Source organism: Streptomyces sp. NPDC000410 (assembly GCF_040300305.1).
Classification (GTDB): Bacteria; Actinomycetota; Actinomycetes; order Streptomycetales; family Streptomycetaceae; genus Streptomyces.
The window spans coordinates 1-22042 of the sequence record NZ_JBEPDM010000029.1; the positions used below are offsets into that span (position 1 = coordinate 1).

At 69.7% G+C, this 22042-nt stretch carries 20 protein-coding genes, 1 rRNA gene and 1 riboswitch; of the genes, 15 read left to right on the forward strand and 6 right to left on the reverse strand.

What is annotated here, in order from left to right; genetic code table 11:
• The 11 genes from rrf to ABT342_RS24970 all read left to right on the forward strand — a co-directional run.
• Positions 1-95, forward strand: a 5S ribosomal RNA gene (rrf, locus tag ABT342_RS24920); the annotation flags it as partial.
• Between the two features lie 148 nt (positions 96-243).
• Positions 244-852, forward strand: coding sequence for a cardiolipin synthase ClsA (gene clsA / locus ABT342_RS24925; protein ID WP_351577942.1), 609 nt, complete (start codon positions 244-246; stop codon positions 850-852).
• 115 nt (positions 853-967) lie between these two features.
• Positions 968-3463 (forward strand): sugar phosphate nucleotidyltransferase, encoded by a 2496-nt coding sequence (locus ABT342_RS24930; protein WP_351577944.1) that lies wholly within the window; start codon positions 968-970, stop codon positions 3461-3463.
• A 97-nt stretch (positions 3464-3560) separates the two neighbouring features.
• Entirely contained in the window at positions 3561-4490 is a 930-nt protein-coding gene (locus ABT342_RS24935) for a DUF881 domain-containing protein (RefSeq protein WP_351577946.1), read from the forward strand.
• Complete coding sequence (locus ABT342_RS24940; RefSeq protein WP_003970459.1) at positions 4487-4819, forward strand: small basic family protein; 333 nt, start codon at positions 4487-4489, stop codon at positions 4817-4819. Before ABT342_RS24935 ends, ABT342_RS24940 begins: the two co-directional genes overlap by 4 nt.
• Before the next feature lie 5 nt (positions 4820-4824).
• Positions 4825-5634, forward strand: a complete 810-nt coding sequence (locus ABT342_RS24945) for a DUF881 domain-containing protein (protein WP_502965608.1) — start codon at positions 4825-4827, stop codon at positions 5632-5634.
• Between the two features lie 82 nt (positions 5635-5716).
• On the forward strand, positions 5717-6658 hold the full coding sequence (locus ABT342_RS24950) for an FHA domain-containing protein (RefSeq protein ID WP_351578168.1): 942 nt from the start codon (positions 5717-5719) through the stop codon (positions 6656-6658).
• An 18-nt stretch (positions 6659-6676) separates the two neighbouring features.
• A complete protein-coding gene (gene ftsR, locus ABT342_RS24955) occupies positions 6677-7420 on the forward strand; it encodes a transcriptional regulator FtsR (protein WP_351577948.1) in 744 nt (247 codons plus the stop codon).
• A gap of 53 nt (positions 7421-7473) precedes the next feature.
• Positions 7474-7947, forward strand: a complete 474-nt coding sequence (locus ABT342_RS24960; RefSeq protein ID WP_026281837.1) for a bifunctional nuclease family protein — start codon at positions 7474-7476, stop codon at positions 7945-7947.
• 184 nt (positions 7948-8131) lie between these two features.
• Positions 8132-8728: a MerR family transcriptional regulator gene (locus ABT342_RS24965; protein ID WP_351577950.1), complete on the forward strand. Its 597-nt coding sequence runs from the start codon at positions 8132-8134 to the stop codon at positions 8726-8728.
• Positions 8729-8831: 103 nt separating this feature from the next.
• Positions 8832-10424, forward strand: coding sequence for a DNA polymerase IV (locus ABT342_RS24970; RefSeq protein WP_351577952.1), 1593 nt, complete (start codon positions 8832-8834; stop codon positions 10422-10424).
• On the opposite strand, the gene ABT342_RS24975 is transcribed toward ABT342_RS24970, so the two are convergent.
• Positions 10334-10717: a PRC-barrel domain-containing protein gene (locus ABT342_RS24975; protein ID WP_351577954.1), complete on the reverse strand. Its 384-nt coding sequence runs from the start codon at positions 10715-10717 to the stop codon at positions 10334-10336. The two genes, ABT342_RS24970 and ABT342_RS24975, sit on opposite strands and share 91 nt — an antisense overlap.
• Positions 10718-10830: 113 nt before the next feature.
• Positions 10831-10928: riboswitch (glycine riboswitch) on the forward strand.
• Positions 10929-11105: 177 nt separating this feature from the next.
• Between ABT342_RS24975 and gcvP the strand changes: the two genes are divergently transcribed.
• A complete protein-coding gene (gcvP, locus tag ABT342_RS24980; RefSeq protein WP_351577955.1) occupies positions 11106-13991 on the forward strand; it encodes an aminomethyl-transferring glycine dehydrogenase in 2886 nt (961 codons plus the stop codon).
• 229 nt (positions 13992-14220) lie between these two features.
• Here gcvP and ABT342_RS24985 read toward each other — a convergent pair whose 3' ends face one another.
• Positions 14221-14421, reverse strand: coding sequence for a DUF5999 family protein (locus tag ABT342_RS24985; RefSeq protein ID WP_351577957.1), 201 nt, complete (start codon positions 14419-14421; stop codon positions 14221-14223).
• Positions 14422-14725: 304 nt separating this feature from the next.
• A complete protein-coding gene (locus ABT342_RS24990; RefSeq protein ID WP_351577960.1) occupies positions 14726-15316 on the reverse strand; it encodes a hypothetical protein in 591 nt (196 codons plus the stop codon).
• A 486-nt stretch (positions 15317-15802) separates the two neighbouring features.
• Here ABT342_RS24990 and ABT342_RS24995 point away from each other — a divergent pair, with 486 nt between their 5' ends.
• The gene (locus tag ABT342_RS24995; RefSeq protein WP_351577963.1) at positions 15803-17332 is read left to right on the forward strand and encodes a glutamate-cysteine ligase family protein; all 1530 of its coding nucleotides are present in this window, start codon (positions 15803-15805) and stop codon (positions 17330-17332) included.
• Positions 17333-17387: 55 nt separating this feature from the next.
• On the opposite strand, the gene ABT342_RS25000 is transcribed toward ABT342_RS24995, so the two are convergent.
• Positions 17388-18740 carry an outer membrane protein assembly factor BamB family protein gene (locus ABT342_RS25000; protein WP_351577966.1) on the reverse strand — a complete coding sequence of 451 codons (1353 nt, stop codon included), beginning with the start codon at positions 18738-18740 and terminating at the stop codon, positions 17388-17390.
• A gap of 196 nt (positions 18741-18936) precedes the next feature.
• Here ABT342_RS25000 and ABT342_RS25005 point away from each other — a divergent pair, with 196 nt between their 5' ends.
• On the forward strand, positions 18937-19734 hold the full coding sequence (locus tag ABT342_RS25005) for a CPBP family intramembrane glutamic endopeptidase (protein ID WP_351577969.1): 798 nt from the start codon (positions 18937-18939) through the stop codon (positions 19732-19734).
• 52 nt (positions 19735-19786) lie between these two features.
• Here the strand turns inward: ABT342_RS25005 and ABT342_RS25010 are convergent, their stop codons facing one another.
• Positions 19787-20611, reverse strand: coding sequence for a PhzF family phenazine biosynthesis protein (locus ABT342_RS25010; RefSeq protein WP_351577972.1), 825 nt, complete (start codon positions 20609-20611; stop codon positions 19787-19789).
• A gap of 150 nt (positions 20612-20761) precedes the next feature.
• On the opposite strand from ABT342_RS25010, the gene ABT342_RS25015 reads away from it, so the two are divergent.
• Positions 20762-21349 (forward strand): PadR family transcriptional regulator, encoded by a 588-nt coding sequence (locus ABT342_RS25015; RefSeq protein WP_351577975.1) that lies wholly within the window; start codon positions 20762-20764, stop codon positions 21347-21349.
• Between the two features lie 63 nt (positions 21350-21412).
• On the opposite strand, the gene ABT342_RS25020 is transcribed toward ABT342_RS25015, so the two are convergent.
• Positions 21413-21841: a type II toxin-antitoxin system Rv0910 family toxin gene (locus ABT342_RS25020; protein ID WP_351577978.1), complete on the reverse strand. Its 429-nt coding sequence runs from the start codon at positions 21839-21841 to the stop codon at positions 21413-21415.
• Between the last annotated feature and the right edge of the window lie 201 nt (positions 21842-22042).

The following is a 22042-nucleotide window of genomic DNA, read 5'->3' on the forward strand; positions in this document are numbered from 1 at the left end:
AAACGCCCGGTTACATTCCGAACCCGGAAGCTAAGCCTTTCAGCGCCGATGGTACTGCAGGGGGGACCCTGTGGGAGAGTAGGACGCCGCCGAACGGATTGTGTGGAGAGCCCCGGACCGGGTAACGGTCCGGGGCTTTTCCGCGTTTAGGCACCTTAGGCACCCCCATGTCCAGCACGTATGAGCCTGAGGGTAAGGTCGGGGGGCATCATTGGCACGTTCCACACAGCAGGAGGCCCCCGGGTGGAGGTCCAGGAGACCCGTGTTCAGACGGACCGGGTACTCACCATCCCTAACATCCTCAGCATGGCCCGCCTTGTCGGCGTGCCGTTGTTCCTGTGGTTGATCCTCCTGCCCGAGTTCGGTGGACCGAACGCTGATGGGTGGGCGCTGCTTGTGCTGCTGCTGAGTGGCGTCAGTGACTACCTCGACGGCAAGCTCGCCCGGCGCTGGAACCAGATCAGCAGCCTGGGGCGCATCCTCGACCCCGCTGCTGATCGGCTTTACATCCTTTCCACCCTGGTGGGGCTGACCTGGCGGGAGATCCTGCCGCTCTGGCTGACCGCGGCGCTTTTGGCCCGTGAGCTGATGCTGCTGGTGATGGTGGGAATCCTTCGCCGGCACGGCTATCCGCCGCCTCAGGTGAACTTCCTCGGCAAAGCTGCAACCTTCAACCTGATGTATGCGTTCCCGTTGCTACTGCTCAGTGACGGAAACGGGTGGCTTGCGTCACTTGCTGAAGTTTTCGGATGGGCGTTCGCCGGATGGGGTACAACTCTGTATTGGTGGGCAGGGATCCTCTACGTGGTTCAAGTCCGCCGGCTCGTCAAGGCTGATTCCGTGGCTGATTGAGCCGTCTGTCCGGAGCTGGAGCAGAGTGCCTCGGCCCGCGTATGTCATCGGAAGGGCCTGCCCGGACGGGTGAAGTCGGCTGGACCGTCGTCTCTTCAAGGAGGACGCTTCCGACATGAAGGCCGTCGTGATGGCTGGTGGCGAAGGAACACGACTTCGCCCCATGACCTCAAGCATGCCCAAGCCACTCCTGCCGGTGGCCAATAGGCCGATCATGGAGCATGTGCTGCGCTTGCTGAAGCGGCATGGGCTCAATGAGACCGTCGTGACCGTGCAGTTCCTCGCCTCCCTCGTCAAGAACTACTTCGGCGACGGCGAAGAGCTCGGGATGGAGCTGACCTATGCCAACGAGGAGAAGCCGCTCGGCACCGCGGGGAGTGTGAAGAATGCCGAGGAGGCGCTGAAGGACGACGCCTTCCTTGTCATCTCCGGAGACGCGCTCACCGACTTCGACCTGACCGACCTCATCACGTTCCACAAAGAGAAGGGCGCACTGGTCACGGTGTGCCTGACCCGGGTGCCCAATCCGCTGGAATTCGGCATCACCATCGTGGACGAAGAGGGCAAGGTCGAACGGTTCCTCGAAAAGCCGACCTGGGGGCAGGTCTTCTCGGACACCGTGAATACGGGCATCTACGTGATGGAGCCCGAGGTCTTCGACTACGTCGAGGCCGATGTTCCGGTGGACTGGTCCGGCGATGTCTTCCCGCAGCTCATGAAGGAAGGCAAGCCGATCTACGGCTATGTCGCCGAGGGCTACTGGGAAGACGTGGGCACGCACGAGAGCTATGTGAAGGCCCAGGCCGACGTGCTCGAAGGCAAGGTCGACGTCGAGCTCGACGGGTTCGAGATCTCGCCCGGCGTATGGGTCGCTGAGGGTGCGGAGGTGCATCCCGACGCGGTGCTGCGCGGGCCGCTCTACATCGGGGACTACGCCAAGGTCGAAGCCGACGCGGAAATCCGTGAGCACACCGTCGTCGGCTCAAACGTGGTCGTGAAGAGCGGGGCGTTCCTGCACCGGGCCGTCGTGCACGACAACGTCTACATCGGGCAGCACAGCAACCTTCGTGGCTGTGTGATCGGCAAGAACACCGACATCATGCGTGCCGCTCGCATCGAGGACGGCGCGGTCATCGGCGACGAGTGCCTGATCGGTGAGGAATCGATTGTTCAGGGCAATGTGCGGGTCTATCCGTTCAAGACGATCGAGGCCGGCGCCTTCGTCAACACCTCGGTGATCTGGGAGTCGCGCGGCCAGGCGCATCTGTTCGGCGCGCGGGGCGTCTCCGGAATCATCAATGTGGAGATCACGCCGGAGCTCGCCGTACGGATCGCGGGAGCGTACGCGACAACCCTCAAGAAGGGCGCGACCGTCACCACGGCTCGGGACCACTCGCGTGGTGCGCGGGCCCTCAAGCGTGCGGTGATCTCGGCGCTCCAGGCCAGCGCCATCGACGTACGGGACCTGGAGAATGTGCCGTTGCCGGTCGCGCGTCAGCAGACGGCTCGTGGAAGCGCCGGCGGGATCATGATCCGGACCTCGCCGGGCGTGCCGGACTCCGTGGACATCATGTTCTTCGACGAGCGCGGGGCGGACCTGTCGCAGGCCGGGCAGCGGAAGCTGGACCGGGTGTACGCGCGGCAGGAGTACCGTCGGGCGTTCCCCGGTGAGATCGGGGACCTGTCCTTCCCCGCCAGCGTCTTCGACTCGTACACCGGATCGCTGCTGCGCAACGTCGATACGACGGGGATCGCCGAGGCAGGCCTCAAGGTCGTCGTCGACGCCTCGAACGGCAGCGCGGGTCTCGTTCTGCCGAGTCTCCTCGGCCGGCTCGGTGTGGACTCCCTGACCATCAATCCCGGCCTCGACGAGTCGAGGCCGACCGAGACGGCCGACGCCCGCCGCAAGGGGCTGGTGCGGCTCGGGGAGATCGTGGCGTCCGCGCGGGCCGCGTTCGGCGTGCGGTTCGACACCGTCGGGGAGCGGCTCTCACTCGTCGACGAGCGGGGCCGGATCATCGAGGACGACCGCGCCCTGCTCGTCCTGCTCGATCTGGTGGCCGCCGAGCGGCGCAGCGGGCGGGTCGCTCTGCCGGTGACGACGACACGTATCGCAGAGCAGGTCGCCGCGTACCACGGCACGCAGGTCGAATGGACGACGACGTCGCCCGACGATCTGACCCGGGTCTGCCGGGAGGAATCCACCATCTTCGGTGGAGACGGCCGTGGCGGCTTCATCGTTCCCGAATTCAGCAGTGTCTTCGACGGCACGGCGGCCTTCGTGCGGCTGATCGGACTGGTGGCCCGTACACAGCTCACGCTCAGCCAGATCGACGCGCGGATTCCACGCGCGCATGTCCTGCGGCGGGACGTCGCCACTCCCTGGGCGGTCAAGGGACTGGTCATGCGCAAGGTCGTCGAGGCCGCGGGAGACCGGTCCGTCGACACGACCGATGGTGTGCGCGTCGTCGAGGCGGACGGGCGGTGGGTGATGGTGCTGCCCGACCCCGCCGAAGCCGTCACCCATCTGTGGGCCGAAGGCCCCGACGACACGTCGGCCCAGGCACTGCTCGACGAATGGTCCGGCGTCGTGGACAGCGCAGGTCACTGAGCTGCGGGCGGTGTGCCGGAGGGCGGTGAGGGCCGCCGTCCGGCACACCGGTGGGGCCATTCGGCGGTAGCGGCTGCGACGTGCGACGATGTGCGGCATGCCGCAGCAGCCCCCCGTTCGGAGCACCGCCTCACCCCCGCCGCGTCCCGATGCGTCCATGTCGCTGCTGACCAATGTCATGGATCACAGCCTCGACGACGGCTACGCCGAGGCGGCGGCCCGCAGGGACGCGGAGGGCGGTGGGCTGCCCAAGACGCTGCGGACGAAGTTGTGGCTCGCCGCGGGCCTGGTCCTGGCGGCGTTCGTGGTCACGCTGGGTGCCGCGCAGGCGCGGATATCGGCACCGGTGGTGGCGAAGGAGCGCGAGGAGCTCATCGACCGTATCGAGGCGGAGACCTCGGCGGCCGACGAGCTGGAGGCCGAAGTCGAGCAGCTGCGTGACGAGGTCGGCGAGCGCCAGCGCAAGGCACTGGAGAAGCACGGCGGGGACCAGGGCGAACTGGTCGCGCTGCTCTCCGGTGCGACCGAGCTGCACGGGCCGGGGATCAAGCTCGTCATCGACGACGCCGAGGGCACGGAGGGTGGCGGCGACGGCCCGCGGGAGGGCAGCGGCTTCGCCGATACGGGGCGGGTCCGGGACCGGGACATGCAGCGCGTCGTCAACGGACTGTGGCAGTCCGGTGCGGAGGCCGTCGCGATCAACGGACAGCGGCTCACCGCCCTGTCCGCGATCCGCGCGGCCGGCGACGCCATACTGGTCGACAACAAGCCGCTGGTGCCGCCGTACACGGTGCTGGCGGTGGGGGACGGGAAGAAGCTGAGCACCGCCTTCCAGGACAGCGCCGACGGCCAGTACCTGCACGCGCTGCAGGAGAACTTCGGCATCCGCACCAGCATTTCCGCGCAGGAAGAGGTGCGTCTGCCTGCCGCGCCGAGCCTGATCGTACGTACCGCACAGCCGAGGACCACCGCTGCCAGGACGGGCGGCGGACAGGGCACCGCAGACACAGGGAAGGGCACATCGTGATCGCCGTACTGGGCCTCGTCGTGGGAGTCGTGGTCGGACTGTTGGTCCGGCCCGAAGTGCCGGCGGTGGTCGAGCCCTACCTGCCGATCGCCGTGGTCGCGGCCCTGGACGCGGTATTCGGCGGCCTGCGGGCCATGCTCGACGGGATCTTCGTCGACAAGGTCTTCGTGGTCTCGTTCCTGTCGAACGTCGTCGTCGCGGCCCTGATCGTGTTCCTCGGGGACAAGCTGGGCGTCGGCGCCCAGCTGTCGACAGGTGTCGTCGTCGTCCTGGGCATCCGGATCTTCTCCAACGCTGCCGCCATCCGCCGGCACGTGTTCCGGGCGTGAGGCCGATGAGCGAGAACGAAGCGATGAAGGGCGAAGGGCAGCCGCCGAAGGATCCGGGCGGCCCCGCCGCCGAGCCGCCCGCGCCGACCCCGGAGCCGACCGGCCGGCAGCGGCTGATCGAAGGGCTCTGGCCGCCGCGGGTCTCCCGGGCCCAACTCATCGTCGCGCTGCTGCTGTTCGTCCTGGGCCTGGGTCTGGCCATCCAGGTCCGGTCCACCAGCGACAACAGCGCCCTGCGCGGTGCGCGCCAGGAGGATCTGGTGCGCATCCTCGATGAACTTGATGACCGCACCACGCGTCTTGAAGATGAGAAGCAGCGTCTGGAGGACCAGCGGACCGAGCTGGAGACCAGCTCGGACCAGGCCGAGGAGGCGCGGCGGCAGACTCAGGAAAAGGAGCGGCAGCTGGGAATCCTCGCGGGTACGGTGGCGGCCCAGGGTCCGGGTATCACCCTGACCATCGACGACGGGTCGGGCGCGGTCGAGGCGGACATGCTGCTCGACGCGATCCAGGAGCTGCGCGCGGCAGGCGCGGAGGCCATCCAGATCAACGACGTCCGGGTCGTGGCGAACTCGTACTTCTCCGGCGGCGACGGCGACATCGAGGTCGACGGCAAGAAAGTGGACGCGCCGTACCGCTTCAAGGTGATCGGCAAGCCGCAGGATCTGGAGCCGGCGCTGAACATCCCCGGGGGTGTGGTGCAGACCCTGGAGAAGGAGCAGGCCACGGCCACGGTGGCCCGCTCGGAGAAGATCGTTGTGGACGCCTTGCGACCAGCGGAACGGCCTGACTACGCTCGGTCGTCCTCCCAGTGAGACGGGGGGACACAGGGGTGTCCGGACTAGGGCAAGAGGTTGCGGGGGGTCGACGCATCGTAAGCGTGCTGCGTGGTGGAAACTGTCCGGAGGATACGGACGTTGTGAGAATGTCCGGGTCGGCAGGTGTGTTGAGTCAGGGTTCCTGCCCCACGGGCGGGTCTGTTTCGGTCAAGGGGAATCGCCCGTGAAGTTGTTTGGGAAGTTGTTCGGCAAGAGCGCACGCGAGGACAGCGGCAACTCCGCCCGCCATCGCGCACCGCGCCATGGCCAGGAGGCGGAGCAGAGCGGCGAGCGGCCGCTCTTCCGGGACGAGGTCGCAGGGCCGGGTGGTCACATTCCCGGCGGTCAGGGCGCGTCCGCTGTTGACCCTGCCGGTCCCGGCCGCATAGGTTTCGGAGAACCGTCAACCTCAAGTACGGGTGGAGAGTTTGCCTCCGACCCGTACGCATCCCAGGCCCCCGCGGGGCAGCCGCGGCAGGAGGATCCGTCCATGCCGGTTTGTACGCGGTGCGGGCACCGCAACGCCGAGGCCAGCCGTTTCTGCTCCAACTGCGGGGCGCCGCTGCGGCCAGGGGCCCAGGCGGAGCGTGCCTCGGAGACGACCTCGACGATCTCCATCTCGGGGCTGGAGGCCTACGACTCCGAGGTGACGGGCCAGACCGCCGTGCCCTCGTTGTCCCCCGAGGCCCAGGCGGCCGTCGACGCGCTGCCGCTCGGCTCGGCGCTGCTCGTGGTGCGTCGCGGGCCCAACTCGGGCAGCCGCTTCCTGCTGGACGGTGAGCTGACCACGGCCGGCCGCCACCCGCAGAGCGACATCTTCCTCGACGACGTGACCGTGTCCCGGCGCCATGTGGAGTTCCGCAGGGCCCCCGACGGTACGTTCAGCGTCACGGATGTCGGCAGTCTGAATGGCACGTATGTCAACCGGGAGCCGATCGACTCGGTCCTGCTGTCGAACGGTGACGAGGTTCAGATCGGTAAGTACCGGCTGGTCTTCTGCTCGAGCCAGCGGGGCGTGTGACCCTTTCAGGGAAGGTCCATGCTGCGAACAACTCCGACGGGCGGTGCCGGCAGCGGCACCGTCGGCGGCGACCGGCTGGTCAGCATCGGCTCGGTGCTGAACCAGCTGCGTGACGAGTTCCCCGAGGTCACGATCTCCAAGATCCGTTTCCTCGAGGCCGAGGGCCTGGTCGAGCCGCGCCGCACACCGTCCGGCTACCGCAAGTTCAGTCCGGAGGACGTCGAGCGGCTGGCCCAGGTGCTGCGCATGCAGCGGGACCACTATCTTCCCCTGAAGGTCATCCGGGAGCATCTCGACGCCCTGAGCCGCGGTGAGCAGCCGCCGCTGCCGGTCCATGGCACGCCCGGGGACGCACAGCCGCCGGGCGCGGATCCCGGGGCCGGGCGGCCCACCGCGGCCCGGGTCGGCAGGGCCGAGCTGCTCGCGGCCGCGGAGGTGACCGAGGCGGAGCTCGACGAGTGGGAGTCGTACGCACTCATCGCTCCCGTGCCGGACGGCGGTTACGACGCGGAGTCCGTGACCGTGGCCAAACTGATCGCGGATCTGGGCAGATTCGGTCTGGAACCGAGGCACTTGCGCGCCATGAAGGCGGCCGCCGACCGGGAGGCCGGACTGGTCGAACAAGTGGTCGCTCCGCTGCGCCGGCACCGTAATCCGCAGACCAGAGCCCATGCCGAGGCAACGACGAAGGAGCTGGCGACCCTCTCCGTCCGGCTCCACGAGGCCCTGGTCTCGACGGCACTGGGTGTCCGACTGCGCTGATCTTGGAGGAGCCCGACTACCCAAACCTGCCGGGCACGTCCTAGGGTTGCTGTGTGAACGAGCTCGACGTTGTGGGTGTCCGGGTGGAAATGCCCTCCAACCAGCCGATCGTGCTCCTGCGTGAAGTGGGAGGCGACCGCTACCTCCCCATCTGGATCGGACCCGGGGAGGCGACCGCGATCGCCTTCGCGCAGCAGGGCATGGCTCCCGCGAGGCCGCTGACCCACGACCTGTTCAAGGACGTGCTGGAAGCCGTCGGGCAGGAGCTCACCGAGGTCCGGATCACAGACCTGCGGGAGGGCGTGTTCTACGCGGAGCTGGTCTTCGCGAGCGGGGTCGAGGTCAGCGCCCGGCCCTCCGACGCGATAGCGCTCGCCCTGCGCACCGGAACGCCGATCTACGGCAGTGACGGGGTGCTGGACGACGCGGGTATCGCGATTCCGGACGAGCAGGAGGACGAGGTCGAGAAGTTCCGCGAGTTCCTCGACCAGATCTCGCCGGAGGACTTCGGCTCCAGCAGCCAGTGACCGTCCCGCTTCGTGGCCCGTCATAGGCGGGTCACGAAGCACATTCGAGTAGCCTTTCCCCGGACCGGGGCACGGAAAACCACTCTCAGGGTGATTATCACTCGGCGTGCCGAGTGTGGCGATCGTTGACGCACCCCGAGTGACTGCCTACCGTCGTGATGGCAGGTCAAGGACGGAGGTCGGCGTGAGACACAGCGGCGACGGTACGGCAGAGGATCCTCTCGGACGCGGTCCCGGGCAGGGCGGGCCGTATCCGCTTCCCATCAGTTCGGCCGACCCCTCGACCGAGACCATCGGCTACCGGGGGCCGACCGCGTGCGCGGCGGCGGGCATCACCTACCGGCAGCTCGACTACTGGGCCCGCACGGGCCTGGTGGAGCCGAGCGTACGCCCCGCGTACGGCTCCGGCACTCAGCGGCTCTACAGCTTCCGGGACGTCGTCGTCCTCAAGATCGTGAAGCGCTTCCTGGACACGGGCGTCGCGCTGCAGAACATCCGGACCGCGGTGCAGCACCTGAGGGCCCGCGGCTTCACGGACCTGGAGCGGATGACGCTGATGAGCGACGGAGCGACGGTCTACGAGTGCTCCTCGCCCGACGAGGTCGTGGATCTGCTCCAGGGCGGCCAGGGTGTCTTCGGGATCGCCGTGGGCGTCGTATGGCGGGACGTCGAGGCGGCCCTCTCTCAGCTGCACGGCGAGCGCGTGGACACCGGTGAGACGCTGGTCGGCCACAATCCGGCCGACGAGCTGGCCAGGCGCCGCCGCGACCGGGCGGTCTGAGCGCCGCGAGCGGGCCGTCCGGGCCGTGCTGCGGCTCCCGGTCGCAAAGACGCTCGTACGCGCGTACGGCCGATTGTCAGTGGCGTAGGGCAGCATCAGGGGTGTGAGACCCGCGCCGACGATTCTGCATCTCGACATGGATGCGTTCTTCGCCGCCGCCGAGCAGGCGGCGAAGCCCAGCCTGCGCGGAAAACCGGTGGTGGTCGGCGGGCTCGGCCCGCGCGGGGTCGTGGCCACGGCCTCGTACGAGGCGAGACGCTTCGGGGTGCACTCGGCGATGCCGATGGGCCAGGCCCGGCGGCTCTGTCCGAACGCGGCGTACCTCGTGCCGAGGTTCTCGCTCTACCGGACGGTGAGCGAGCAGGTGATGGAGCTGCTGGGCCGGCTGTCGCCCCTGGTGGAGCCGCTGAGCCTGGACGAGGCCTTCGTGGACCTGGAGGCCGGGGGCGCGGCCCATGACTCGCCCTCGGCGCGCGAGGCCGGTGAGCGGCTGCGCAGGGACATTCTCGCGGTCACGGGGCTGACCGGTTCGGTCGGCTTGGCGGGTTCGAAAATGCTGGCGAAGATCGCCTCCGAGCAGGCGAAGCCCGACGGCCTCGTGCTCATCGAGCCGGGGACCGAGCGGGAGCTGCTGGGGCCGATGTCGGTGCGGACGCTCCCGGGGGTGGGGCCGGCGACGGGGGAGCATCTGCGACGGGCGGGGATGACCACGGTCGCCGAGCTGGCCGAGGCGGGCGAGGACGAGCTCGTACGGCTGCTCGGGAAGGCGCACGGGGCCTCGCTGTTCCGGATGGCGCTCGGACACGACGACCGGCCCGTGGTGGCCGAGCGCGACGCGAAGTCGGTGTCGGTGGAGGACACCTTCGACGTGGATCTGCACGACCGGGTGCGGATCCGGCTGGAGGTGGAGCGGCTCGCCGACCGGTGTGTGCGGCGGCTGCGCGGGTCGGGGCACTCCGGGCGGACGATCGTGCTGAAGGTGCGCAGGTACGACTTCTCGACGCTGACCCGGTCGGAGACGCTGCGCGGGCCCACGGACGATCCGGCCGTGGTGCGGGAGGCGGCGGCCCGGCTGCTGGAGTCGGTGGACACCACGGGTGGGGTGAGGTTGCTCGGGGTGGGCGTGAGCGGTCTCGCCGACTACACGCAGGAGGATCTGTTCGCGCAGGCGGCGGCGGGAGAGCGCGGTCCCGGGGATGCCGACAGGATCCCGGAGGAGCACGGCCCCGTCCGGGACGAGGCGGAGCCGGTGGAGCAGCAAGCGCCGACCGGGCGGCACTGGGCGGCCGGACACGACGTGCGGCATGCGCGGTACGGGGCGGGCTGGGTGCAGGGCAGCGGGCTCGGGCGGGTCACCGTCCGATTCGAGGAGCCGTGGTCGGCCGTGCCGGGCAGGGTGCGGACCTTCTCGGTCGACGACCCGGACCTGGAGCCGTCGGAGCCGCTGCCGCTGGTCCGTCCGGAGCTGGAAGAGCCGGAAGTGCCGGAAGAGCCGGAAGAGCCGGAAGAGCCGGAAGAGCCGGAAGAGCCGGAAGAGCCGGAAGAGCCGGAAGAGCCGGAAGTGCCGGAAGAGCCGGAAGTGCCGGACGAGGCGGATGAGCGGGATCAGCCGGATCGGTCGGATCGGTCGTCGTCGCCCGGGCGCCGCCCGAAGTCCTGGTCGGCCGCCGGGGGAGCGGGGAGGTCGAGACCGTAGTGGTGGTAGAGCTGGAGTTCCTGTTCGGGCGAGAGGTGCCGGCCGACGCCGAAGTCGGGAGCGTCCTTGATCAAGGCGCGCTCGAAGGGTATGTGGAGGCCGTCGCCCGTGAGTTCGCTGGGCTCCAGCGGCACGAACGCGTCCCGGCTGAACAGCCCGGTGCGTACCGCCGCCCACTCCGGTACCCCCGTCGCGTCGTCCAGATACACCTCGTCGACGGTCCCGATCTTGGTCCCGTTGCGGTCGAACGCCTTGCGGCCGATCAGGCTGCGCGGATCGATATCGGTCTGCACGGTCCCTCCAACTGGTCGCACTGCTCCGTACGTACTACGAAAGTGCACAATTGTGGGGTCGGCCACTCGAGGGCTGAGGCCAAGTCCTCGCTGGTAGGCTGGCAGACGGCTGCTGACCCCGTGCGGGAGAGTCCTCCGGCGAATGTGCCGTAGGCGCCGAAGGAGCAAATCCTCCCCGGAATCTCTCAGGCCCCCGTACCGCACGGAAGAGGTCACTCTGGAAAGCAGGGCGGGCGTCGGACGGCACCCACCCTCACCGACGGTGAAAGCCGGGACGTCAGCGCGCGGACGGACCGGTGAAGCTCTCAGGTTGAGATGACAGAGGGGGAGGCCGTCCGGGCACCCCCCAGGTGCCCCTCGCAGGTCGTATCGACCAGGAGGCCTCCGTATGACCGCCAACCGCACTCCGCTCTCCCAGCTGGAGCGAGGCACCCCCTTCGAGCAGCGCCACATCGGGCCCGACGCCGAGGCCCAGGCCAAGATGCTCGCGCAGGTCGGTTACGGCTCGCTCGACGAGCTGACCGCCGCCGCAGTGCCGGACGTGATCAAGAGCGCCGAGGCGCTCGGACTGCCCGAGGCCCGCACCGAGGCCGAGGTCCTCGCCGAGCTGCGCTCCCTGGCGGACCGCAACAAGGTCCTGGCACCGATGATCGGCCTCGGCTACTACGGCACCTTCACCCCGCCGGTCATCCTGCGCAACGTCATGGAGAACCCGGCCTGGTACACGGCGTACACGCCCTACCAGCCGGAGATCTCGCAGGGCCGTCTCGAGGCGCTGCTCAACTTCCAGACGATGGTCGCCGACCTCACCGGCCTGCCCACCTCCGGCGCCTCGCTGCTCGACGAGGGGACCGCGGCCGCCGAGGCCATGTCCCTGGCCCGGCGGGTCGGCAAGGTGAAGGACGGCGTCTTCCTGGTCGACGCCGACACCCTGCCGCAGACCATCGCCGTGATCGAGACCCGCGCCGAGCCGACCGGAGTGGAGGTCGTCGTCACCGACCTCACCGAGGGCATCCCCGCCGACGTCGCCGAGCGCGGCGTCTTCGGCGTGCTCCTCCAGTACCCGGGCGCCTCCGGAGCCGTCCGCGACCTGAAGCCGCTCATCGAGCAGGCCCATGAGCTCGGCGCCATCGTCACGGTCGCCGCCGACCTGCTGGCGCTGACACTGCTCACCTCGCCCGGTGAGCTGGGCGCGGACATCGCCGTCGGCACCACCCAGCGCTTCGGCGTTCCGATGGGCTTCGGCGGCCCGCACGCCGGCTACATGGCGGTCCAGGCCAAGCACGCCCGCAGCCTGCCCGGCCGGCTCGTCGGCGTGTCCGTCGACGCGGACGGCAACAAGGCCTACCGCCTCGCCCTGCAGACCCGTGAGCAGCACATCCGCCGCGAGAAGGCCACCAGCAACATCTGCACCGCGCAGGTGCTGCTCGCCGTCATGGCCGGGATGTACGCCGTCTACCACGGCCCCGACGGCCTGAGGGTGATCGCGCGCCGCACCCACCGGTACGCCACGATCCTCGCCGAGGGGCTGCGGGCGGGCGGTGTCGAGCTCGTGCACGGCGCGTACTTCGACACGCTGACCGCCCGGGTGCCGGGCAAGGCGTCCGGGGTCGTCGCCGCCGCCCGCGAGAACGGGGTCAACCTGCGCCTCGTCGATGCCGACCACGTCTCCCTCGCCTGCGACGAGACCACGGGCCGCGCCCAGCTGACCGCCGTCTGGGCCGCCTTCGGGGTCGACGCGGACGTCGAGGCGCTCGACGCCGTGGCCGACGACACGCTCCCGGCCGCGCTGCTGCGCACCGACGACTACCTGACGCACCCGGTCTTCCACAGCCACCGCTCCGAGACCGCGATGCTGCGCTACCTGCGCAGGCTCGCCGACCGTGACTACGCGCTGGACCGCGGCATGATCCCGCTCGGCTCCTGCACCATGAAGCTGAACGCGACCACGGAGATGGAGCCGGTCACCTGGCCCGAGTTCGGCCAGATCCACCCGTTCGCCCCCGTCGCGCAGGTGCAGGGCTACCTCACCCTGATCCGCGAGCTGGAGGAACGTCTCTGCGAGGTCACCGGTTACGACCGGGTCTCCATCCAGCCGAACGCCGGCTCGCAGGGCGAGCTGGCCGGACTGCTCGCCGTCCGGGCGTACCACCGGGCCAACGGTGACGAGCAGCGCACCGTCTGCCTCATCCCGTCCTCCGCGCACGGCACCAACGCCGCGAGCGCGGTCATGGCGGGCATGAAGGTCGTCGTCGTCAAGACCGCCGACGACGGAGAGATCGATGTCGAGGACCTGCGCGCCAAGATCGAGCAGCACCGCGACGAGCTGTCGGTGCTCATGATCACGTACCCCTCGACGCACGGTGTGTTCGAGGAGCACGTCGCCGACATCTGCGCGCAGGTGCACGAGGCGGGCGGCCAGGTGTACGTCGACGGTGCCAACCTCAACGCGCTGGTCGGCCTCGCCAAGCCGGGCAAGTTCGGCGGCGACGTCTCGCACCTCAACCTGCACAAGACGTTCTGCATCCCGCACGGCGGCGGTGGCCCCGGCGTCGGCCCGGTCGGCGTCCGCGAGCACCTCGCCCCGTACCTGCCGAACCACCCGCTCCAGCCGACCGCGGGCCCGGAGACGGGCGTGGGCCCGATCTCGGCCGCCCCGTGGGGCTCGGCCGGCATCCTGCCGATCTCCTGGGCGTACGTGCGGCTCATGGGCGGCGAGGGCCTCAAGCGCGCCACCCAGGTCGCCGTGCTCGCGGCGAACTACATCGCCAAGCGCCTGGAGCCGCACTACCCGGTGCTCTACACGGGCCCGGTGGGCCTCGTCGCGCACGAGTGCATCGTGGACCTGCGGCCGCTGTCGAAGGCGACCGGCGTCAGCGTCGACGACATCGCCAAGCGGCTGATCGACTACGGCTTCCACGCCCCGACGATGTCGTTCCCGGTGGCCGGCACGCTGATGATCGAGCCCACCGAGAGCGAGGATCTGGCCGAGATCGACCGCTTCTGCGACACCATGATCGCGATTCGTGCGGAGATCGAGAAGGTCGCCTCGGGCGAGTGGCCAGCCGAGGACAACCCGCTGCGCAACGCCCCGCACACCGCGGCCGCGCTCGGTGGGGACTGGGAGCACCCGTACAGCCGTGAGGAGGCGGTCTTCCCGGCCGGTGTCTCGGCCGCGGACAAGTACTGGCCGCCGGTGCGCCGGATCGACGGTGCCTTCGGCGACCGTAACCTGGTCTGCTCCTGCCCGCCGCTGGACGAGTACGACGGGTGACGTAGGGCTCGGGTGGGGGCGCCTGCGGCGGGCTTTGTCCCCGCCCCGCCCCTTCCCGAAACCGGGGGCTTTGCCCCCGGACCCCTGCCGGGGCTCTGCCCCGGACCCCGCGCGTCAATCGCCGGCGGGGCTGGACGCGAGGGACATACGTCAGGGCCGGTTCGGAGCTTTCTCCGAGCCGGCCCTTTGTTGTCTCCCTGATCCCTCTCCCTGATCCCTTGAGCAGGGCTTATGCAGCCTTGGCCACCTGCAGCGGCGGTCGGTGCGGGGCGATGATCTGCCCGTCCGGGAGCAGCTCACCGGTGTCCTCGAAGAGCAGGACGCCGTTGCACAGCAGGCTCCAACCCTGCTCCGGGTGGGGCGCCACGAGGCGGGCGGCTTCCCGGTCGGGAGAGTCGGCTGTCGGGCAGGGTGGCTGATGCTGGCACATGGGTGGGTTCTTTCGCTGTGATGTGGTGAGAGTCCTGCGGCTCGGCGCTGTGTTCATGGCCGCCCCCGTATCTGTCGGTCCAGTCCCAGTGTTGCCCCACGGGAGTCTTTCCGCAGGGATTTCGCGGCAGCTCCCCTCACCACTTACAGACGTGTCACCCACGCGGGCGGTTCAGCCCAACTGCACTGTCCTTTCGGGTGGTTCGGGGTAGCCGTACCGGGCTAGTCCGGATGGGGCATGGGGGTAGGGGGCATGGCTGTGCCCCGTGACCAGGGGACACGGGGCAGGGGCGCCGGAGGCAGGATCAGGCCGGTGAACCGAGGAGGGGAGCCGGGGTGACGCGCAGCGTCAACACGGGCAGGAGGTCCGCGACCCGGTGCGGACGGTGGGCGGCGATCCCCGGCGGGGCCGGCGCGAGCGGCACCAGCAGGTCGGACGGATCGGGGCCGCCGCCCGACGCGTCGGCCTCCGTGTCCCCGTGCAGCCACAGCGTGAGCATGTAGAGCTCGGGCACGGACAGCAGCCGTGGCTGGTAGCTGCCCGTTATCTGCTCCGCCTGCTCCAGCGCCCGTTCGGTCGATGCGATGTACGGGCCCTCGAAGAAGTGCGAGAAGGCCCAGCCGTCCGGGGTCAGCATCGTGTCCGCGGCGGCGACGGCGCGCTCTTCGCCACGGATCATAAACCGCCAGCCCACCAGCCGGGTGCGCGGCGAGCGGCCGGTGCGCGGGACGACCTGGTCCAGCACATGGACGGGGAGGGGCAGGTCGGGCGAGACCGTGCCCTGGACGGATCGGAGAGCGGGAGTGCGGTCTTCGCGGACTGCGGAGGGGGAGCCGAGTGCCGCGAGGACGCTGCGCAGGGCGGGCGCGGGAGCAGGGGGGACATGCAGGGGCATGGTGGGTCGCCTCTCAGTCAAGAGACATGGTGGTGCGAGGGCATGGGCGGTGCGGACGGCACTGTCAGCGTGGGCCAGAGGGAGGTCAAAGGCCATGGCCGGGAGCCAACTCTCTGCCTCGCTAGCGAAGTTTATACGACGCGTGTTCACATGATGTTTCTGCTAGCCGTCCCAGGTATTGCGGTCAAGGCTGAATCAGGACTTTTTCGTGCGGAGTTCCTGTTGATTTCCTGTGAACGCACAGGTGTCACCTGGGGTGTTACCCGGCAGGCGGTGGGCCGAATCTCGTCGGAGATTTCACGACCCGGCGCGCTGCGGTAACTGCGTACCGTTCCATGCCGATGGAATGTGCCGCTCGAAAGCGAGAACCAGACTACCTGTCAGCGGCGTTGCACGGGGCCTTATGGATCAGTGGGCCTGGGCATTATCGTCGGTACGCGAGCGGCCGACGGCCGCCGCTGCGCCCACTCGAGGAGGGACGCTTCGATGGGGGAGAAGGTCGTGGCAGGCGGGTTCGACCTGTCCGATCGGCAAAGGTATCGGAGAAAGCTCCAGCAGTGCCTCGAGGGGCTGGGGAGACTCCTGGTGGAGAAGAGGTTCGAACGGCCCAGGAATCTCATGGGGCTGGAGCTCGAGTTGAATCTCGCCGGTGCCGACGGGCTGCCGCGAATGATGAATACCGAAGTACTCGACCGGATCGCCAGCCGTGATTTCCAGACCGAACTCGGGATGTTCAATCTGGAGGTCAACGTGGCTCCGCACCGGCTCAGCGGGCGCGTCCTCGACCAGCTCGACGAGGAGCTGCGCACGGGGTTGGGATATGCCGACCGCAAAGCCGCCGAGATCGACGCCGGCGTGGTGATGATCGGAATTCTGCCGACCCTCGCCCGGCATGATCTGGTCTCCGAGAACCTCTCGGACGTCGACCGGTACATCCTGCTCAACGATCAGATCGTCACGGCTCGCGGCGAGGACTTCGCCCTCGACATCGAAGGCGTCGAACGGCTCAGCGTCACCGCGACGTCGATCGTGCCCGAGGCGGCCTGCACTTCCGTGCAGCTGCACCTGCAGGTGACGCCGGCCCGGTTCGCCGATGTGTGGAACGCGGCGCAGGCCATCGCCGCGGTGCAGATCGCGGTCGGTGCCAACTCCCCCTTCCTGTTCGGCCGGGAGCTGTGGCGGGAGTCCAGGCCGCCCCTGTTCACCCAGGCCACCGACACCCGACCGCCCGAGCTCCAGGCGCAGGGCGTACGGCCGCGGACCTGGTTCGGGGAGCGCTGGATCGGCTCGGTGTACGAACTCTTCGAGGAGAATCTGCGGTACTTCCCGGCGCTGCTGCCGATCTGCGACGAGGAGGACCCGCTGCGGGTGCTCGACGACGGCGGAGTGCCGCGGCTTCAGGAACTCGTCCTGCACAACGGCACGGTCTACCGCTGGAACCGGCCGGTCTACGGCCTCGCAGACGGCGTACCGCACCTGCGCGTCGAGAACCGGGTGCTTCCGGCCGGGCCCACGGTCACCGATGTCATCGCCAACGCCGCCCTCTACTACGGGCTCGTGCGGGCGCTCGCCGAGGAGTCCAGGCCGGTGTGGACCCGGATGCCGTTCGAGACCGCCGAGGCCAACTTCGACGCCGCGTGCCGTCATGGCATCGACGCCGAGCTGGACTGGCCGCGCCCCGGCCGGGGCGGCGCACTCACCCGCGTACCGGCCGTCAAGCTCGTACGGGACGAACTGCTGCCGCTCGCCGCGGCGGGGCTGGACGCGTGGAACGTGGAGCCCGCGGACCGCGACTTCTACCTCGGCGTCATCGAGGAGCGCTGCAGGCGCCGGGTGAACGGCGCCTCCTGGCAGGCGGATTCCTTCCACCGCGCGCTCGACACCGGCCTCGACCGCGAGGCCGCACTCGCGGCGGTCACCCGCCGGTACGGCGAACTGATGCGCCGGGGCGAGCCGGTGCACGCCTGGCCGGTGTGGGCCGGCACCACCGATGCCGCGCCGGGGGGCGACGGCTGACGCGGGAGCGACGCCGTGTCCGGGCCGCCTCCGCGGCGGCCCGGCCCCGGGACCGTCACCAGGGCTCGTACGCCGAGAAGGGCCGCACGCCCTCGCCCCAGCGCACGGCGATCACCAGGTCCTCGTAGGTGAGCAGATCCTGGAGATCGCCCTCGTAGTCGCCCACGTCGTCGCGGAGGGTGCGGTCGTCCTCCTCGTCGCCCGTGGCGGCGTCGAAGACGTACACGTCGTCGTTGTACTTCGAGGAGGCGGATACGGCCGTCACCCGGCCGCCCTCCGCGTGCAGCGCGATGATCTCCGACCAGCTGCCCGCGATGTCCGCCCGCCACAGCTCGCCACCGGTCGCCAGGTCGAAGACGACGACCCGCTCCCAGTCGCCCTGGTTGCCCTCGTACGTGGCGACCGCGAAGAGCCGTCCGTCGGCGACGGACACCTTGGCCGGATGTTCCGACGAGATCCTGCCGTAGCCGCCGACGAGGTCGATCCGCCCCTGCGGGCGGCCGTCCTGTCCGAAGGCGAGGAGGTACTGCGCTCCACCGTCCGTCAACTGCGTCTGTCCGACCTGCACCACGGCGGGCTCGGCGGACAGGAACGACACGCCCGTGCCCGCGGCCATGCCCCGCCGGGCGTCGAGGGGCACGGTCCAGCGCTCCTTGCCGTCGGCCGGGTCGAACGCGGCGAGCTTCAGTTCGTCGCGGTCACATGCGACGACGGCGTGGACCTGCTTCGCGGCGGCGGCGACCCGGACCGGGACACAGCCCTTCGGCACGGCGGCCTTCCAGCGCGGGGCGCCGGTCCGCAGGTCGAAGGCGCGCACGGCCTGGACGCCGGGCTGCTTCTGCGACTCCGTCACCTCCGAGGAGCCGCCGCTGTCGCGGAGCACGGCGAGTCCGCCGCCGGTGGCGACGACGTCGGTCGCGTCGGCTGACCCGGGCAGGCGGGAGGTGTGCCACAGTTCGCGACCGTTGGTGAGGTCGAGCGCCGCGACGGTGGCGCAGCCCTTGTCCGGCTCGCCGTAGGCGATCAGGGCGACCGAGTCGTCGGCGGCCGTACTGACGGAGCAGATGTCCGCCCGGCCGGGCACGTACTCCCAGCGCTTCTTGCCCGATCTGACGTCGAACGCGGTGACGGCGTCGAAGCGGCTGCGGACGACGGTGTCGCCGACGAGCCAGTCGCCGTTGCCGTGTTCGGCGGCGGCGCGGTCGTGCGGGGCCTCCCAGGCGGTCTTCATGGAGAATCCCGGTACATAGCCCGAGCCGGACATGAAGATGGCGGCGACGCCGCCGACGAGGATGAGCGCGACACCGCCCAGGACCAGTACGCCGAGCAGCCTTCGCCCCCAGCTCAGCGGTGCTCTGTCCGCGGTCCGGTCATCACTGGTCCGGTCATCGTTCACTTGCGTCGACACGCGGATCCCCACCCCTTGCGACAGTCGAAGGCCACAGAGTAAGGGATCGGTGATCATCCGAACGAGGTCCGGCCCAGGAGGAGCCCGCAGGCCGGGGCGTCCGGCCGCTCGCGTACGGTCCTCGTGGCTGTGGTCGCACGCCGGTGATCGAACGCCGGTGGGCGGGCAGCACGGTGTGAGGCGGGATCGAGGGCGAATGGAGGCGCGTGTGCACGAGGCCGGGGGCGCGGAGGTGCTGCCGCGGAAGGTTCTGCGGAGCGAGTTGCTGCTCGTGCTGGCGCTGTCGCTGGGGGCCAGCGCGGTGGCGTCGGTGATCAGCTTCGTCGGGTCGCTGACGAAGCCCGGGGGGCTCAAGGAACAGGCGGCCACCCTCAACAGCTCCATCGTGCCGGGGCGGCCGTGGCTGGATCTGGCCTGGCAGCTGTTCGGCATCGCGACGGCGCTGGTGCCGGTCGCGCTCGTGGCGCATCTGCTGATGCGGGAGCGGGGGGCCGGAGGGCTGAAGGCCATCGGCCTCGACCGCACCAGGCCGTGGAGCGATCTGGGGCGGGGCGCGCTGGTGGCCGCCGGGATCGGCAGCGCCGGGCTCGCGTTCTACCTCGTGTCCAGGGCCGCCGGGTTCAATCTGACGGTGGTGCCCGAGGGGCTGCCCGAGGTGTGGTGGAAGTACCCGGTCCTGATCCTCTCGGCGTTGCAGAACTCCCTGGTGGAGGAAGTGATCGTCGTCGGGTATCTGCTGCGCCGGCTCGGGCAGTTGGGCTGGACCCCGATGGCCGCGCTCGTGGCCAGTTCGGTGCTGCGCGGCTCGTACCACCTCTACCAGGGGATCGGCGGCTTCATCGGCAACATGGTGATGGGCGTGGTCTTCGTTCTGCTCTACCGCAGGTGGGGCCGCGTCGGCCCGCTCGTCGTCGCCCACGCGCTGCTCGACATCGTGGCGTTCGTCGGATACGCGCTGCTAGCCGGGAAGGTGAGCTGGCTGCCCACCATGTGACCCCGGCACAGGGAGGGGGGCGTACGGCGGTTGCCGTACGCCCCCTCGCGCGTCACGGCTTCGTCAGCAGCTCGCCCTCGATGACGGTCACGGCGCTGCCGGTGAGCAGTACGCGGTCGCCGCGCAGCGCCGTCCGTACGAGGCCGGTGCGGGCCGAACCCTGAAGCCCCGTCAGCTCGTCGCGCCCCAGCCGGGCCGACCAGAAGGGGGCGAGCGCGGTGTGCGCGCTGCCGGTGACCGGGTCCTCGTCGATGCCGAAGACCGGGAAGAAGCAGCGCGAGACGAAGTCGTACCCCCGGCCGGGGTCCTCGGCCGGTGCGGTGGCGATGATGCCGCGCCTCGAACTGCCGGCCAGGGCGCGCAGGTCCGGGTCCAGGCCGCGTACGGTCGCCTCGTCCGGCAGCTCGAACAGCAGGTCGCCGATGTGGTCGCTCGTGTCGTGCACCGAGAGCGGAGTCGCGCCCAGTGCCTCGGTGACCGCCGCCGGGACCTCGAACGGGGTCAGCGACGACACCGGGAAGTCCATGGTGATCGAGCCGTCCTCATGAGCGGTCGCGGAGAGGATTCCGCAGCGTGCCGCGAAGCGCACCGTGCCGGTCGCGGTCCCGGTGCTGTGCAGGACGTGGGCCGTGGCCAGGGTCGCGTGTCCGCACATGTCGACCTCGGCGGCCGGGGTGAACCAGCGCAGCGCCCAGTCCGCGTCACCGCCGGGCGGCAGCGGGTGGGCGAAGGCGGTCTCGGAGAGGTTGACCTCCGCCGCCACGCGCTGGAGCCAGTCGTCGTCGGGGAAGGAGCCGGCGTCGGGGAACAGTAGTACCCCGGCGGGGTTCCCGCCGAAGGGCCGGTCGGTGAAGGCGTCGACGATTCGGATTCGCATGCCGCTGACCGTAGAAGGCCGCAAAGCCCGCAGGCCAAGGCCAATTCAAGGAATCTGGCCCCATCGGCGATCGGAAGACGATTGCTCGGCGACGTATTCCGATATATCGTTGACCCATCGCGACAGATCAACGATGGAAGGAGCGTAGCGATGCGTTCCCATGGACAGGGCAACTGTGGACCCGGCCATCACGGTCGGGGCGACTTCGAGACGCGGCGCGCCGCCTTCGGCCCCTTCGGGCCGGGGTTCGGCGGGCCACCGTGGGGTGGCCCTCGTGGTCGCGGCGGCGGCCGGGGGAGGGCGCGGCGCGGTGACGTGCGCGCGTCGATCCTGGCGCTGCTGAAGGACCGTCCGATGCACGGTTACGAGATGATCCAGGAGATCGGCGAGCGCAGCGGCGGGGCGTGGAAGCCCAGCCCCGGCTCGGTCTACCCGACCCTCCAGCTGCTGGAGGACGAGGGGTTGATCGCCAGCGTGAGCGAGGGCGGCAAGAAGCTGTTCACGCTCACCGACACCGGGCGCACCGAGGCCGAGTCGGTCCCGGACGCCCCGTGGGAGGAGGCCGGGCGCGGCATCGACTGGGATGCCATGAACGAGATAAGGCAGGCCGGCTTCGGTCTGATGGAGGCGTTCGGCCAGGTCTGGAAGACCGGTAGCCCGGAGCAGCGGCAGAAGGCGATCGCGGCCATCAACGAAGCCCGCAAGAAGCTGTATCTGATCCTTGCCGACGAGCACTGAGGCGAGTGAATGAGAAGGGCCCCGCCCTCGGGCGGGGCCCTTCTCGCATGTGAAGAGAGAGGCTCAGCTCACCAGTCCGCCCAGCTTGCGCAGCGATTCGTTCAGCGCGGCCGTCGCCGAGTCCTTGAGCTTGCCCGCCATCAGCGAGACCGCCGCCCCGGTGAACTCCCCGTCGATCCGCACCGACGTGGCGTCCCCGTCCGGCGTGAGCGCGTACCGGGTGCCCACGGTGACGCCCATCGGCCCCTTGCCCCTGATCGCGAGGACCCGTTCCGGCTCCAGCTCCTCCACCGTCCAGGTCACCTCGGCCGGAAAGCCCATCAGCTTCATGTTCTCGGCGAAGGTGGCGCCGGTCGCGAGCGTGTCCGGACCGCCCTGCGGGAAGCTGGTGTGCGTGGCGTTCCACTGGCCGTACGAGGCGAAGTCGGTCAGCTGGGCCCAGACCTTCCCGGCGGGTGCCTCGATGCGCGCCTCTGCACTGACCTCGGCCATGCGACCACCCCTTCACGCCATCACATCGGGTTCTGGTGTCGACGGAACGTAGCCGCGCGGCGGCGAACATTCAATACTGATGAACTGTCAGATTCGGTGGCGCGGTGCCCGGTCTCATCCGTAAGGAGGAGGGACGGGCCCGGTGTGCCCAACTTCTGTGGGATGCCCAAATGCTCCCGTGCGGGGATGCTCGCACCGCGG

Coding starts and splice junctions, on each gene's coding strand:
- ABT342_RS24930 (WP_351577944.1), top strand. CDS start 968: ATGAAGGCCGTCGTGATGGCTGGTGGCGAAGGAACACGACTTCGCCCC.
- ABT342_RS24935 (WP_351577946.1), top strand. CDS start 3,561: ATGCCGCAGCAGCCCCCCGTTCGGAGCACCGCCTCACCCCCGCCGCGT.
- ABT342_RS24945 (WP_502965608.1), top strand. CDS start 4,825: ATGAGCGAGAACGAAGCGATGAAGGGCGAAGGGCAGCCGCCGAAGGAT.
- ftsR (WP_351577948.1), top strand. CDS start 6,677: ATGCTGCGAACAACTCCGACGGGCGGTGCCGGCAGCGGCACCGTCGGC.
- gcvP (WP_351577955.1), top strand. CDS start 11,106: ATGACCGCCAACCGCACTCCGCTCTCCCAGCTGGAGCGAGGCACCCCC.
- ABT342_RS24985 (WP_351577957.1), bottom strand. CDS start 14,421: ATGTGCCAGCATCAGCCACCCTGCCCGACAGCCGACTCTCCCGACCGG.
- ABT342_RS24990 (WP_351577960.1), bottom strand. CDS start 15,316: ATGCCCCTGCATGTCCCCCCTGCTCCCGCGCCCGCCCTGCGCAGCGTC.
- ABT342_RS24995 (WP_351577963.1), top strand. CDS start 15,803: ATGGGGGAGAAGGTCGTGGCAGGCGGGTTCGACCTGTCCGATCGGCAA.
- ABT342_RS25005 (WP_351577969.1), top strand. CDS start 18,937: ATGGAGGCGCGTGTGCACGAGGCCGGGGGCGCGGAGGTGCTGCCGCGG.
- ABT342_RS25010 (WP_351577972.1), bottom strand. CDS start 20,611: ATGCGAATCCGAATCGTCGACGCCTTCACCGACCGGCCCTTCGGCGGG.
- ABT342_RS25015 (WP_351577975.1), top strand. CDS start 20,762: ATGCGTTCCCATGGACAGGGCAACTGTGGACCCGGCCATCACGGTCGG.
- ABT342_RS25020 (WP_351577978.1), bottom strand. CDS start 21,841: ATGGCCGAGGTCAGTGCAGAGGCGCGCATCGAGGCACCCGCCGGGAAG.